At 46.2% G+C, this 14,551-nt stretch carries 12 protein-coding genes and 1 pseudogene; all 13 read left to right on the plus strand.

The features are described 5' to 3' along the window. Positions 1 to 265, plus strand: a pseudogene (locus B153_RS0110275) (IS5 family transposase); the annotation flags it as partial. 30 nt (positions 266 to 295) lie between these two features. Further along, positions 296 to 2,425, plus strand: coding sequence for a beta/gamma crystallin-related protein (locus B153_RS0110280; RefSeq protein ID WP_020596617.1), 2,130 nt, complete (start codon positions 296 to 298; stop codon positions 2,423 to 2,425). A gap of 262 nt (positions 2,426 to 2,687) precedes the next feature. Next, positions 2,688 to 3,842: a quercetin 2,3-dioxygenase gene (locus tag B153_RS0110285; RefSeq protein ID WP_020596618.1), complete on the plus strand. Its 1,155-nt coding sequence runs from the start codon at positions 2,688 to 2,690 to the stop codon at positions 3,840 to 3,842. Positions 3,843 to 4,772: 930 nt separating this feature from the next. After that, on the plus strand, positions 4,773 to 5,114 hold the full coding sequence (locus tag B153_RS38535) for a cupin domain-containing protein (RefSeq protein ID WP_281167732.1): 342 nt from the start codon (positions 4,773 to 4,775) through the stop codon (positions 5,112 to 5,114). Positions 5,115 to 5,460: 346 nt separating this feature from the next. Then, complete coding sequence (locus B153_RS36585) at positions 5,461 to 5,874, plus strand: cupin domain-containing protein (RefSeq protein ID WP_020596621.1); 414 nt, start codon at positions 5,461 to 5,463, stop codon at positions 5,872 to 5,874. Between the two features lie 389 nt (positions 5,875 to 6,263). After that, on the plus strand, positions 6,264 to 7,136 hold the full coding sequence (locus B153_RS0110305; protein ID WP_020596622.1) for an SDR family oxidoreductase: 873 nt from the start codon (positions 6,264 to 6,266) through the stop codon (positions 7,134 to 7,136). A gap of 26 nt (positions 7,137 to 7,162) precedes the next feature. Beyond that, positions 7,163 to 8,167 carry an aldo/keto reductase gene (locus tag B153_RS0110310; RefSeq protein WP_020596623.1) on the plus strand — a complete coding sequence of 335 codons (1,005 nt, stop codon included), beginning with the start codon at positions 7,163 to 7,165 and terminating at the stop codon, positions 8,165 to 8,167. A 75-nt stretch (positions 8,168 to 8,242) separates the two neighbouring features. Next, a complete protein-coding gene (locus B153_RS0110315; protein ID WP_040761221.1) occupies positions 8,243 to 9,163 on the plus strand; it encodes a helix-turn-helix domain-containing protein in 921 nt (306 codons plus the stop codon). A gap of 146 nt (positions 9,164 to 9,309) precedes the next feature. Next, positions 9,310 to 10,113, plus strand: a complete 804-nt coding sequence (locus tag B153_RS0110320; protein WP_020596625.1) for an SDR family oxidoreductase — start codon at positions 9,310 to 9,312, stop codon at positions 10,111 to 10,113. Between the two features lie 25 nt (positions 10,114 to 10,138). Beyond that, positions 10,139 to 11,053: a helix-turn-helix domain-containing protein gene (locus tag B153_RS0110325; protein WP_020596626.1), complete on the plus strand. Its 915-nt coding sequence runs from the start codon at positions 10,139 to 10,141 to the stop codon at positions 11,051 to 11,053. Positions 11,054 to 11,245: 192 nt separating this feature from the next. Next, the gene (locus B153_RS0110330) at positions 11,246 to 12,088 is read left to right on the plus strand and encodes an SDR family NAD(P)-dependent oxidoreductase (protein WP_020596627.1); all 843 of its coding nucleotides are present in this window, start codon (positions 11,246 to 11,248) and stop codon (positions 12,086 to 12,088) included. Beyond that, entirely contained in the window at positions 12,081 to 13,259 is a 1,179-nt protein-coding gene (locus B153_RS0110335; RefSeq protein ID WP_020596628.1) for an alkene reductase, read from the plus strand. Before B153_RS0110330 ends, B153_RS0110335 begins: the two co-directional genes overlap by 8 nt. After that, positions 13,256 to 14,170, plus strand: a complete 915-nt coding sequence (locus B153_RS0110340) for a helix-turn-helix domain-containing protein (RefSeq protein ID WP_020596629.1) — start codon at positions 13,256 to 13,258, stop codon at positions 14,168 to 14,170. The genes B153_RS0110335 and B153_RS0110340 overlap by 4 nt, the downstream gene beginning before the upstream one ends. Positions 14,171 to 14,551: the final 381 nt, after the last annotated feature.

Here is a 14,551-nt window from a genome sequence, read left to right on the forward strand (position 1 = left end):
CGGCGATCAAGCCTACAACGGCGTGTTTGCTCAAGAGCTTGACCGTTGGAGTATCGATTTTGAGAAAGCGTCGCGGCCTGAATCAGCCCAAGGTTTTGTACCGGTGGCCAAACGATGGGTAGTGGAACGAAGCATTGCCTGGACGAACTATTTTCGGAGAATCGTCAAAGACTATGAGCATACAGCATCTTCTTCGGTCAGTTGGCTGTATCTGGCCAATAGCCAGATCATGTTACAACGAATCGAGACTTATTGCCAAAGATGATTTCCCAACATACTCTTAAAAATTTCGCCTATGTCTTTTTTTAGTTTTTTTACAGATGTAGCAAATGCATTTACATCTATTGGGAATTCCATCAAAGATGGAATTGTAGCTACTGTTAATGAAGTGGCTGGTGGAACCGAAGAAGCAGCTAAAACAGTAGCTACTGGCATTACTACAACAGCTTATACAATAAGTGACGGCGTAGTAGGCGCTGCCAATGCTGTGAATGATGATGTAATAAACGCATGGAAAAAAACGTCAGATACTGCCAATAAAGTAGCCAATGTATGTGAAAGTACAGGGCTAATCATTGGAAACGCTACTATAATTGGTGCTAATTCTGCTGCCAAATATTCTGAAGAGGGAGTCAAATATGTTGGGGCAGCGCTTGTTGAAACAGGTAGATATATCGAAAAAGAATTTTGTATTATAGGAATAGGTAGTCTGTTAGGCGCTACATTCGCTGGTTTAGCAGCCGATGGAGAGGAAGAAGCCACCTTCGGACCGATCTCATTACTGGCAGAAACCACTTCAGAGGCTGAGAAGGATGTAGCAATACATGCAGTTGCGGTTTTGCTGGCAGAGCCTATTTATTTAATTCCAGGTATTTCAGATGTTTGTGCCCTGGATACGCTGACAAATATTATTGCATCCATAGTTTCACAAGCATTAACGGATTACCCTGAAGAAATGGCTGCCTCGGCTGGACTGTTTTTGGCCGGCTTAATTATTCCAATACTTAGCACGTTCATCTGTGAAGGAACTTTACCAGCAGAATTTACCAAATCTGACTTGAGTACAAATAAATCGGTTAGCAAATTTGATAGCTCAAAACTTGTTCGATGGCCGCGTAATTATTTTCAAACGGGTGATTTTTTAACAACAAATCAATACGTAAGTTCAGAAAATGGTCAGTATCATTTGATAGTTCAAGAAGACGGTAATTTGTGTATTTACAAATGTGATGACCCAGTAAAAAAATACCCTACTCCTAGCCAATGCATATGGAACTCTAATAATCTGCGTCGACGCCCCAGTTATCTTATCATGCAACCTGATGGAAATTTAGTGCAGTACCCAGGGACAGGGCCAGGAGACAAACATGGAGATGCTATTTGGAGCATACAACAAGTGAGGGAAGGGAAGTTATTCTTCGCCTTGTTACAGAATGATGGTAACTTAAGTGTAAGCTACGGCCTAAATCCGAACTTGGACGGAGGACTTTTCTGGAGTGCTCCCTACATAACTAAAGTATTAAGCCACATCAATACTGGTGGTTACTTACCTACTGGAGGTTACATTACATCACCAAATAGAAACTGCTATCTTGTTTTGCAAACGGATGGTAATTTGGTACTTTATAAAGGTAGTGGACCAGTTAATGGCCCACAAGAGTTTATTTGGCAATCGCTTAGTATTAAGGGTGTCAATCAAGGCCCTTATTACCTTCGTATGCAGAGTGATGGTAACTTATGCATATATAAAGGAGATACATCAGATCCAAAGGCCTGCATTTGGGCATCCCGCACAAATGGTGCTACAGAACCAAGTTTTTTAATGGTGCGCGATGATTTAAATGTAGTTATTTATAAAGGCACAGGACCAACTAATATCAAAGGTTATGTCTGGAGTGCTATGCCGTTGAATTTAAGTGACGTTACTATTTATTCAGATGTACGGTACGGCGGCAAAAGTCAGAAACTTACTGTAGGAAAATATGACATGAATTCCCTCACCATTGGTAATGACACCCTAAGCTCGTTCCATGTACCGCCCGGTTTACAGGTTACTCTCTATACCGATGCTAACTTCAAAGGAGATGCACTTCGTTTTTTTTCCGACGTCCCAGTTATCAATTCAAAATATAATGATACAATTTCTTCAATAGAAGTGTCCGAATTGAATAGTAGAGTTGTAATTTATCAAAGTGGCTGCTTTACTGGTTCATGTATGGACTTCGCTCCTGGCCAATATGATGTTGATAAATTAGGCATTGGGAACGATAAATTGAGTTCAATTAAAGTACCTAAAGGATTGAAAGTTACCATTTTTGAGCATGCTCAATTTAAGGGTAATTCAATAAGTTACACTTCAGATGTAGAGTATGTAGGTAAAGATTTTGATGATATATGCTCCTCTTTAATCGTTGAAAAGGTCTAAAATTGTATTAGCCAAATAGGAATGCCAGAAGCTGGACCAACTACATTTGACTGGACATTAAATTAGGTATGATCTCTACTTTTTGGGTAATTGTCCTTACCCTGACCGGTAAGCTGATTTTTTTACTAAAGATTAAGCCGCCTGATGTCGTGCCCCTTTTGTCCACTTTCATTTAACGGCGTACAGTATACTTTTAAGTAATTAATCCTTAATATTTTAAGCTAAATCTGACTGCTTAAAAGAGCTCACCACTAACTTACTCATGAAAACCAGTGCCTACCATTGCATCGCTGCATTGGGCTGCCTCCTGCTACAGGTTGCGGGCAGCCTCTCCGCCAATGCCCAGCAGGGGCCTCCTGTATCGCTCCCTGCCAACATTACCGCCATTCAGGCCATTACGCCCCAGGGAAACCTACCCGGCCGGGCCATTCCATATTACCTTCGCAGTGGTGAAGGCGAACGTTACCTTGTGGCTGGCTTCGTCGCCTGTCTGATGGCCCGGGGTATCGATACTGACAACCTGTATGAGTGGACTGTGCTCACGGGTGGAAAAGGTGCGCTGCTGCCTTTGCATACCCACGCCCAAACGCATGAGGTAATTTTTGTGCTAGACGGAGAGATTGACTTATGGCTTTCCGGCCAACATTACCGCATGATTAAAGGCGATTTCGCTAGCATTCCGCCCGGAACTACCCACGCCTTTCGGATGCAGTCGCATCATACTCAGTTGATGTCGATGAACAGCGGCCATCAGATGACCGCGCTTTACAAGACAATAGGTAAACCGTATGTGGGGTACGTGCAGCCCTCGGATGAGATTTTAGCCCTAGACGCGGCTGCTCTCAAACAGGCCGAGAAAGCCGCCGACGTCCACTTTGATGGCCAACCACTACCGGAAGGCAACGCCCAACGCGTCGTTAACGCCCAACTGCCTAAGAGCGTTGTGCCGTATGTACTGGCCGCTGGCGAAGGGGATCATTATACAATTGCCGATCAGTTGTTTGGCATCCTCTGCGATAACGCGACTACTAACGGCAAACTGCTGGTGGTCACCTGCGAAGGCCCGGTCGGCCCGATGATTGGCAAACATTTTCACATGAAGCACTCCGAAACGTTTTTTTGCCTAGATGGGCAGATGCGGATGGTGTCCAACCAGGTGGTGCTCGAGGTTTACCCCGGCGATATGGTCACCCTGCCAGCGGGTACGATTCATGCCTATCAGCACCTGAAGCCGTATACGCACCACATAGGTTTGCTGACACCGGGCATTTTTGAGTTATTTTTCCGTTCACAGGCGCCCACCAAGCAGCATGTTTATCCGCAACAGCCCACGGGAGGCCTCAATGCCAGCCGGTTTGCCGAACTAGACATCGTGCCATTGGAGCGCCCGGGTCCGCCCCCCGCAGGTCGGCAATAATTTCCCAAAGCAGCGAACGCTCGGCTTCGATATGAGCCGGCGTTCGCTGTTCACAAATATTCAAATACATCGCGCGCATGGTTTATCAATTCTATGATTCTGGGAAAAGCTTTACCTGTGAAACACGCTTTTGCTGCAACCAAAACGGTTGATGCGGTACAATGTATTAAAGGGATAGGGGTGATTCCCGCTTATTGAATTGAACCGACAATCGTAGACCTGCTTCATGGAGTGGATACCGAGCTGAACTTTGCCATGAAGCTACTTGATAAAAATTGCCCGTATTTTACTGGGGAGGGTATACCCTGCACCACCTTTTTAGATGTGCGAGTTGGAAGAGACTCGGAGTTGCCCCATGGCACCCTTGTCCAGTTTCGGCGATTTAGAGCATCAAGTTCCAGAAATGCGAGAACAGATTCCGAATAACTTTATTGCATTAGAAAATTCTCACAAATAGCTCCCAACTGAGACGAAGAGCGATTTCCGTATCAATAATTCGGGCGTAAAAAAAACGGTATTTAGCCTTCAGAGTCAACCACCCATTTGGGTCAATTAATATTAACCCAAATGGGTGGTTGACTCTGCCAAGGACAAATCAGTCCCCAAAATCTTCCCTTGAGGAGAAATGAGAAATGTTCTGGGTACTCCACTGAGGTTGTAAGCTTGGATCACTTGAGTTTTAAAGCCCTTTAGATCGCACAGGTTAAGCCAGTTGATGCCATCTTTTTGAGAGGCTGCCAACCATTTTTGTTGACTGGTATCCAACGACACACTGACCAGGTGAAGTTTGATATGGTCCTAAAAATCCGGACACGAAGTTAAAAAAGTTTCGTGTCCGGATTTTTAGGACCATATCAAAGATCTATTCAGATAGGCGATTGTAAAACCACGTTCCTGGTTAGCCAAACCGATACGGGGGGGCTGTATTGTGTGGTTGAACATGATCTGCCCGCTGGCTTTCCAGGCCCGCCACCTCATGCTCATCAAGTGACTACCCACACCTTTTATGTTATCCAGGGAACAGTAAGGATTGTCGTCGATAATCAGATCATTGAAGCAACGGCTGGCATCTCGGTATATATACCCACTGGCGTCGTCCATCAGTTTTCTAATCCCGGTCAGGAGCGAGCCCGTATGGTGGAGATTGATACGCCGGGCAGTTTTCAGGCTTATTTTGAGGAGTTAAGACGCGTGTTTCCTGTAGGGGAACCGATTGATCAGCTGCGTATGGCTCAACTTCAGCAGCAGTATGATTTCATAGCAGTTATCTAGCGCGCCCAGATACATATGCGAGAGATGGCGTTGAGCACAAAGTAAATAATAACTGTCTCACTAAACGCTCCTGCCTGAGACTAAGACAGATTTGTATATCGATCATTTGGACGTTTAATGAGATGGCGAACTAGTGGTCACTAGCAAACTTATGGTGGCAACCAACTGACGGGTACTCACTTATCGCTTATATTCACTAGCTAAACTACGAATCCAGTCTATGGCCACAAAAGGACAAATTTTGGATATGACTCCCGTCGGCATGAAGTTTACCGTCTTACAAGCGAGTGCCGACACCCAAGGTTAATCATTAGTGCTCCATTGGGAGTTGCTACCAGGGTGTAATATGAAGGACCCCTTAGTGCCTATGCACCCCGATGCTATCGAAACCTATGAGGTCCTGGAGGGGGAAATGGAATTTTATATCCATAACCAATGGGTAGCTGCTAAAAAGGGAGACCACCTGCCGGTTCCCAAAGGGGTTACCCATTGTTTTCGAAACCCGAGCCCGACAACCGTGCGCGTCTTGAACACTCATCAGCCAGCCTTGAAAATGGAAGACTATTTTGAAGATGTCTGTAAGGTGCTGGATAAGGTTACTGACCAGCGTCGAAAACGGTTTAGGATGAGTCCCCGAGCGATGCTGTATATGAGTGTACTCATGAATACCTATCGCGCGGAGATTATTGCCAGAAATCCCCCTGATGTGGCCATCAAGGTGCTGGGTTGGGTGGCTAAAGTCTTGGGTATAAAGTATTAACGGATGGGGTGTTTGGTCGGCTTCTATCAGAGTCAGCTGGCGGTCAATCAAAACGCTGGCACTAAGCGCTTCGTCGTCTCTTCAAACGCTCCATTTGATTTACATACACATAAAGGAAAGTGAAGGTTTTACGCTTTGCCTCCTATGAGCAGGCAACTGCCATTCGGAACTTAACACATACAACAATTCATGTATTAACTTCCTGAATATAAGTCAAGTATATGCTTTTTATGGAAGATTTCATACGAATGTTGCGAAAGCCGCCCGATGAGTCAGTTCAAGAAACTGACTCATCGGGCGGCTTTCGTTGATTGAGCTACACATTTCAGTAATCCAGTGAATTCCGGGCCTGATCCTCCGTCTACTTTTGCCATTGTAAAAAAGACAATATGATACTGATCACAGGGGCAACCGGACACTTAGGGAAAGCAACCATTGACGCACTGCATAAACGAACGGACAAACGCTTTGCGGTTATGGTTCGGGATATCCGGAAAGCAGATGAGTTCACAAAAATGGGTATTGACGTACGCCAGGGCGACTACACCCATTATCAGGTTATGGTAAATGGATTTGCCGGCGTCGAAAAGCTATTACTCATATCCTCCAATCACGGTACCGACCGCTTCCTGCATCATAAGCAGGCGATTGACGCAGCTAAAGCCGCCGGTGTAAAGCGAATCTATTACACCGGTTTCGATATGACGGATTTGTGGCATAGTGCTGTGCCCTTTCTTTCCATACCGCATGCCCAAACCATCGATTACCTAAAGGAATCCGGGATTAGCTACACGATTCTTAATAACAACCTGTATGCTGACTTATTGCCCCTGTTTATCGGTAATGACATACTGCTCGAAGGTATCTGCTTTCCGGCCGGAACGGGGCGGGTTCCCTTTCTTACCCGAACCGACATTGCTGAGGCAACGGCAAACATCTTGCTCACCAATGTTCCTGAAAATCAAACCATAACGCTGGCGAGCCCGAAAGCCTATACGTTTCAGGAGATCACTGAAATGATCAGTGAGCTGACGGAAAAACAGCTTCCCTATGTGAGCTCGGACCGAAGCGCATTTTTAGCCTATCTGCTGAAAAAGGGGCAACCGGAATGGATGGCGACCTACCTGGCAGATATGGCAGAATCAATCCGTAAAGATGAATTCAATACGAACCATACGGATATAGACCGCTATCTTCTTCGCCCGCCAACATCGCTGAAGGACTATCTGTGCAGGGTGTATTTAGAAAAGCAAGAAAATTAAAACGAGTGGCGTAAAAATAAGTAAACATGAAAACGACAAAACTTGGTAATCAGGGGCTTCAGGTGCCAGTTATTGGCTTGGGCTGTATGAGTCTGGCTGGCAGTGATACCCAGTATATTTATGGCAAATCAGACGAAAAAGGTGGACTAGGGGTCATTGACCGGGCCCTGGAATTGGGCTGTAATTTTTTAGATACGGCGGACGCCTATGGGCCTTTACAGAATGAGCGCTTACTGGCGAAAGCGATAAAAAGTCGACGCGATAAAGTGATTATCACGACCAAATTCGGTTTTGAAATTAAGGATGGAGGGGAATTCACCGGAAAAGTAAACGGCCAAAAGGACTACATCAAACGAGCCGCTGAGCGTTCGCTGAAAAACCTGGGCACCGATTTCATTGATCTGTATTACATGCACCGCCCGGATCCGGCCACGCCGATTGAGGAATCGATGGAGGCAATGGCTGCCCTGGTTAAGGAAGGCAAGGTGCGCTATCTTGGTTTATCGGAAGTGTCGGCGGATCTGATTCGCAGAGCCCACGCCGTTCACCCGCTTACGGCCATTGAAACCGAATATTCTTTATTTCAACGCACGCTGGATGAAGATGGTACCACCGATGTACTGACAGCATTAGGCATTGGCCTCGTTCCTTATTCGCCACTGGGTCGCGGCTTTTTAACGGGTGAACTGAAAAGCCCGGATGATTTTGACGCAAACGATGCGCGCCGACATTTAGAACGATTTCAGGGCGAAAATTTTTATAAAAACCTTGAACTGGTTAAAGCACTGCAAGGCATAGCCGAACAAAAACACGTAACGGCCTCCCAGTTAGCCTTAGCCTGGATTGTCGCCAAAGGACACGTCCCCATTCCGGGTACCAGAAAAGTGAAGTACGTGGAGGAAAATTTGGCAACCGCCAATATTACCCTGACAGCGGAAGAAATCGCTACATTGGAATCTATTCTCCCTTTGGGGCATCAGCAAGCCGGTTCCCGCAGCGATGCGAAGGCAACGCCCAAAGATGAAGAATAAGCTAGTAACCATGCATACGGGAATACAACCTTCTCTATTCCCGTATGCATGGTCAACTTCCACGAAGTACTTGCCATGAAGAATAAAATTCCTTTTGTCGTAAAATCAGTAACAGAGCTTAATCAGTTACTGGGTTTACCCAAACCCCGGCACCCGTTGATCGTTGTATATCGCTACGACCAGATTACCCGGCGGGATGAAAAATTACTGGATTATTTCTGCCCGCAATTCTACAGTATTGCCATCAAAAAGAACTTCAAGGGTAAGGTTCGTTACGGACAGAGTTTTTATGATTTCGATGAAGGGATGATGTCTTTTGTTGGTCCGGGTCAATTACTGGCTCATACCGGTGGAGACAATATTCCGGAGGAAGGATTCTGCCTGATGTTTCACCCTGATTTTATTGCCGGACACGTACTGGCGGCCAAAATCAGGCAGTACAGCTTTTTTTCCTACGAACTGAATGAGGCCCTGCATTTATCGGATGAAGAGCAGGCTTTGGTGGAGACGATCATAGGACAAATCGAAACCGAATACCAAAATCCCATAGATACCCTGAGTCAGGATGTCATGATCACCCATATCGAGTTGCTACTGCATTATAGCCAGCGGTTTTACAATCGCCAGTTCATTACCAGAAAGCCTGCCAATCACGAGTTGCTGGCTAGAGTAGAGAAGGTATTGAACACTTATTTTTCAGATGAGATGGCACTTCAGGAAGGCTTACCCACGGTTCAGCATATTGCCGAAGCTTTGCATATTTCGCCTAATTACCTGAGCGATATGCTCCGTATCGCAACCGGAAAAAGTGCTCAGGGACACATTCAGGATAAAATCATAGAGAAAGCAAAGGAATTACTTTCTACGACTAATTTGTCCATTTCCGAGGTGGCGTACCTGGTCGGCTTTGAACGCCCTCAATCCTTAAATCGCCTGTTTAAAAAGAAGACGAACCTGACTCCGGTAGCATTCAAGCAGGGATTTCGCTTTAATTAAGAGGGCATTAGCAATTTTTAGTCCGACAAGCCTGCGACAACTGACGCCATGCCCGCTTACCTTAAAATGTATAAGCTATTCCTGAAAACCTATAAAAGCGAAACGGTTAATGAGACGACCTTTGCATGGACTAAATAACACAAGCTATGGCAAAGACCGTCTTCATTACTGGCGCATCGTCAGGTTTTGGAAAAGAAACCGCAACATTATTTCAACGCAACGGATGGAATGTACTGGCGACGATGCGTTCGCCGGAAAAAGAAAATGAGCTTAATCAACTGGATAACGTTATGTTGATACCTGTAGACGTAACCGACCAGCAAAGCATCGACCGCGCGGTACAAAAAGGCATCGACACCTTCAAGACCATCGATGTTTTGATCAACAATGCCGGATATGGGGTAATGGGCGTTTTTGAATCGGCAACGAACAACCAGATTCAACAGCAGTATGCCGTCAATGTATTTGGCCTCATGCAGGTTACGCGGGCCGTTTTGCCGGTGATGCGCCAACATAGAGAGGGGGTTATTATCAATATTTCTTCCTTTGGCGGCATTACCGCCGGACCGTTTGCCAGCCTGTACAACAGTTCGAAATTTGCCGTAGAAGGATTTTCTGAGGCCTTGTCGCACGAGCTTGCCTTCCTCAATATTGCCGTCAAACTCATCGAGCCGGGGAGCGTAGCCACCAATTTCAGAAACGGTATGGTGATGATTCAGAATGAGATTACCGACTACCAGGCCGAACTGGCTACGTTCATTCCCCGCTATACCAAACGAACCGAACATTTGCCCAAAGCAAGTGCGCAGGAGGTAGCCGAAACGATATACGAAGCCGCTACAGACGGCAAACTGAAGCTGCGGTATGTGGTCGGGGAGGATGCCCGCTTTTATATTGATTTAAAAACAAAAAACAGCGAAGAACAGTACCTGAAAACGATGCGCGGCTAGTGTCAATACCTATACCCTCTCAGCTATGGAGCGAACGATTATTGATATACGATCCATCACCGAACTGCACCAGTTCTACGGATATGAAAAGCCAAAGCACCCGCTGGTAAGCATTATCGACCTGTCTAAAACGAAAAAACAAGTGCCGTCGGAGGCCAGTCTATACCGGTTGCATTTTTATTGTGTTTATTTCAAGACGCTCAAAGGTGCCTTACCCTATGGCCGATCGTATTACGATTTCGATGAAGCTACCTTGCTGTTTACCGCTCCCTATCAGGTAGTGGCCCCCAGTGCCGATCCCACACCGGAAAAAGGGTGGGGTTTGTTTTTTCATCCCGATGTATTGGCCCGCACTGCGTTAGGCAAAAAAATTAACGAGTATTCGTTTTTCAACTATGCATCGACGGAAGCATTACATCTCTCAGATGCTGAAAAAGAAGTGCTGGAAGCCTGTATCCGACACATTAAGCTGGAATATACGCGGCCAATCGACAAGCATACCCAAACCCTGATCGTGACCAATATTGAACTGTTACTGAATTATTGCGACCGATTTTATGACAGACAATTTTTGACAAGGGCCAACGTCAACCAGGATATTGTCCAGCAATTTGAGGATTTACTCAACGACTACTTTACCCATGAGTCATTAACCGAAACCGGATTGCCGGACGTAACCTATTTTTCTGCACAACTGAACCTGTCGCCCTATTATTTATCGGATGTTCTGAATAAATATACCGGAAAGACTACGCAGGAACACATCCATTTAAAACTGGTTGAAAGGGCAAAACTGCTCCTTTGGAGCACCGATAAATCAATCAGTAGTATAGCCTACGATCTTGGCTTCAATTATCCCTCTCATTTTACCAAACTCTTTAAACGCAAAACAGGCAAATCGCCTAAAGACTTTCGCCAGGTAAACGGAACGGCTCAGTAAACGTACCGGTCAACCCATAGGTCTTTCCTTGTTATTGATTCTATTCCAGGCCAATACAACCAAAGGCAAGGCTAGCTGTATATGGACACGAACTGTACGTGTCCAAAATTTTTGGATAAGCTATTCGGAGATATGGATAAGCGCAGGAAGGGTACAGAGGAGAACTTTGCTGTATCAAAATCAAGATCGGATATGAATCATCAACAAGTTTGGTTTGTCACCGGGGCATCTAAAGGCCTCGGACTTTCTTTAGTAAAACGGCTTCTGGCAGAAGGCTATACCGTCGCAGCCACGTCCCGAAATCGTCTGGAATTACAGCAAGCGGTAGGCGCGAATCCTTCATTTTTGCCACTGGAGACCGATTTAACCAGTGAGTCGTCGGTCGCAACGGCAATCAAAGAAACCATTGACCGGTTTGGTCGTCTGGATGCCGTGGTTAACAATGCCGGGTATGGCCTGCTGGGGGCATTAGAAGAACTTTCCCTGGAAGCGATCCGGCAGGAATTTGAGATTAACGTGTTTGCCACCATCAATGTCATTCGTCAGGCGTTACCGCAATTACGTTACCAGCGTTCGGGTCACATTTTTAACATTACCTCTATTGCGGGGTGGCACGGCGATCAGGGAGCAAATGTTTACAACAGTTCCAAATATGCCGTCGAGGGCCTTAGTGATGCATTGGCAAAGGATTTAAAGCCGCTCAATATCAAGGTCACCGCCGTAGCCCCAGGCCCTTTTCGCACTAATTTTCTGGGTACGGGATCGGTTATTTACGCCAAGCCTTCCATTGATGATTACGCCCATATTCATCAGCACAAGGACTGGCTCGACAACAACCTGAATGGGAAACAGTTGGGAGATCCCGTAAAAGCACCCGATGTCATCCTCCGCTTATTCAACGAAGAGAACCCGCCCGTCCATATCGTTATGGGCAGCGATGGAGTCCGGGTTGTGACAAACCATCTGACGAATATGCTCGGCGAAATCGAGAAATGGAAATCAGTAAGCATCTCAACCGACCTGGACCATGCGTGATAAACTTAGTTTATTCTCCTCATTCGAGTTGGGTGAACTCACCTTGCCGAACCGAATCATTATGCCGCCTATGACCCGGGCAAGGGCCCCCAAGGACATTGCTACGGATGAAATGGCGCTCTACTACAGCCAACGGGCTACTGCCGGATTAATTATTGCCGAAGGCTCACCCATTTCCAGTGAAGGGCAAGGGTATTTGTTTAACCCCGGCATTTTTACCCCCCAACAAGTCGACGGCTGGAGCCGGGTAACGGATGCCGTCAAACGAGCGGGGGGGCGAATCGTACTACAACTCTGGCACGTTGGCCGGGTTTCGCATACCTCGATACAACCAAACGGGCAACCACCCGTTAGTTCGACCAATCGGGTAGCTAAAAACGCCAATGCCTTTGGACGGGATGCCACGGGTCAAATCAATTTTATTCCGTCGTCAACGCCAAGGGCCCTGACAACCGGAGAAATCAGCCGAGTCATTGGGGATTTTGTGCAGGCTTCCCGGAATGCGATCGATGCAGGTTTTGATGGTGTTGAGTTGCACGCGGCTAACGGGTATTTATTCGATCAGTTTCTGAATCCCCTTATCAATGACCGAACCGATCGGTATGGGGCCACGACAATGGAAGACCGTTTACGGTTTTTACTGGAAACTGTCGATGCCGTTAGCCAGGCGATCGGTCACAGACGGATCGGTGTCAGGCTTTCGCCCTATGGTACCTTAAATGACTGTCCTCATTTTGCTGATCTTGACGAAACGTACCGGGCTGTTGGAAAGGCATTGGGCGAACGCAAAATTGCTTATCTTCATGTTATGGACCAGTCGGGTTTTTTCACCATGCCCAAAGGGGCTGAATCGACCAGTGCAGCCATTTATCGGTTGCTTCGTAACTGGCGTGAGGATCTGCCCAACACAGCCATCATTTTTGCAGGTAGCCTGACGAAAGAAAGAGCCGGTGAACTCATCGGTCAGGGGCTGATTGACCTGGCCGGATTCGGGCAGCCGTTTATTGCCAATCCAGACCTGGTTGCGCGGTTTCAACACAACTGGCCATTAGCCGTAGCGAATCGAAAAACGTTCTATACAGGTGGGTCTGTTGGCTACATCGACTATCCGACGTATGAAGAGGGGCTTTCCGACAAGACAAAAACAGTAACGGATTACCTTAACTCATGAAGCAGCCGAACGCTCCGTATCTTATTAAAACAATTGAGGAACATCATGCTCATTTTGGGCTACCCAAGCCTCGTCATCCTTTGGTCAGTGTTTTCCGGTTTGAAGATACCCTGGTACAGGACAGCTTACCGGATAAATATCTGTTTGATTTCTACTGCATCGCTATCAAGAAAAATTTTGATGGGCACTGCTTATATGGACAACGGTACTATGCCTTTGGGTCGGGTGTGATGACATTTTTGGGTCCCAACCAGGTGTCTTCCTTCCCCCGGGGCGAGGACGCAGCCCGGGAAGGAATAGGCATCGTATTTCACGCCAGCTTTCTGTTCGGTTATTCGTTAGCGGCTACCATAAACCAGTACGGCTTTTTTTCCTATGAACTCAACGAGGCGTTACACCTCTCCGAAGACGAGGAGAGTACGGTGGCCAGCATCATGGAGAAGATTACATCGGAATATAAAGCCAATATCGATCAGTACAGCCAGGATATTATGATCGCCCAGATTGAGCTGCTTTTACAGTATTGCAATCGCTTCTATAACCGGCAGTTTATTACCCGTAAACCCGATAATGCGGAAATTCTTATCCGATTAGAAAAGTTACTCGATTCGTATTTTGCCAATGAAGATCAGCTTCAGCTGGGGTTGCCTACGGTACAGTATGTAGCCCGGGAACTGTCAATTTCAGCCAATTACTTAAGTGATATGTTGCGCAGTTATACGGGGCAGACAACCCAGCAGCATATTCATGCCAGGCTGGTTGAAAAGGCGAAGGCACTGCTGTCTACAACCTCCTTGTCGGTCAGCGAGATCGCTTATCAACTGGGTTTTGACTACCCACAGTCCTTCAATAAATTGTTTAAGAACAAGACGACCATCTCACCATCTGAGTTTCGCCAATCGTTCAATTAAAAGTTCTTCACGCAGCAGCATTACAATAGACAATAGCTGGAAGGTAATTTTCCCATAAAGTCAGTCTAAGAAAATCATAGATTCAGTTTACAAATTACTGGTTTTCAAAGTCGTCCTGGTGCTTAGAAATCCATTGGCTAAATAGGCAACTTCTGATCCGCTCCTGACAAATCAATTTCCTCAAAAACTTTAACGTGAACATAGTGGTCGTCATAGCTGGCTCGACGAGCCGTCGCTCCTTATTCGAACCATTGTACTCTTCGGAATGCCAATGGCAATGCTCTTGTTTTTGAAGGGGAAAGTTTATCTCAATAATTGGTAAATCAGCGTTTAGTGAGATCGGATTCAGAAGGCATAGGTTGATAAACTAAATAAGGATGC

Origin of the sequence: Spirosoma panaciterrae DSM 21099 (genome assembly GCF_000374025.1) — a bacterium.
GTDB lineage: Bacteria > Bacteroidota > Bacteroidia > Cytophagales > Spirosomataceae > Spirosoma > Spirosoma panaciterrae.

Coding starts and splice junctions, on each gene's coding strand:
- B153_RS0110280 (WP_020596617.1), top strand. CDS start 296: ATGTCTTTTTTTAGTTTTTTTACAGATGTAGCAAATGCATTTACATCT.
- B153_RS0110285 (WP_020596618.1), top strand. CDS start 2,688: ATGAAAACCAGTGCCTACCATTGCATCGCTGCATTGGGCTGCCTCCTG.
- B153_RS36585 (WP_020596621.1), top strand. CDS start 5,461: ATGAAGGACCCCTTAGTGCCTATGCACCCCGATGCTATCGAAACCTAT.
- B153_RS0110305 (WP_020596622.1), top strand. CDS start 6,264: ATGATACTGATCACAGGGGCAACCGGACACTTAGGGAAAGCAACCATT.
- B153_RS0110310 (WP_020596623.1), top strand. CDS start 7,163: ATGAAAACGACAAAACTTGGTAATCAGGGGCTTCAGGTGCCAGTTATT.
- B153_RS0110315 (WP_040761221.1), top strand. CDS start 8,243: ATGAAGAATAAAATTCCTTTTGTCGTAAAATCAGTAACAGAGCTTAAT.
- B153_RS0110320 (WP_020596625.1), top strand. CDS start 9,310: ATGGCAAAGACCGTCTTCATTACTGGCGCATCGTCAGGTTTTGGAAAA.
- B153_RS0110325 (WP_020596626.1), top strand. CDS start 10,139: ATGGAGCGAACGATTATTGATATACGATCCATCACCGAACTGCACCAG.
- B153_RS0110330 (WP_020596627.1), top strand. CDS start 11,246: ATGAATCATCAACAAGTTTGGTTTGTCACCGGGGCATCTAAAGGCCTC.
- B153_RS0110335 (WP_020596628.1), top strand. CDS start 12,081: ATGCGTGATAAACTTAGTTTATTCTCCTCATTCGAGTTGGGTGAACTC.
- B153_RS0110340 (WP_020596629.1), top strand. CDS start 13,256: ATGAAGCAGCCGAACGCTCCGTATCTTATTAAAACAATTGAGGAACAT.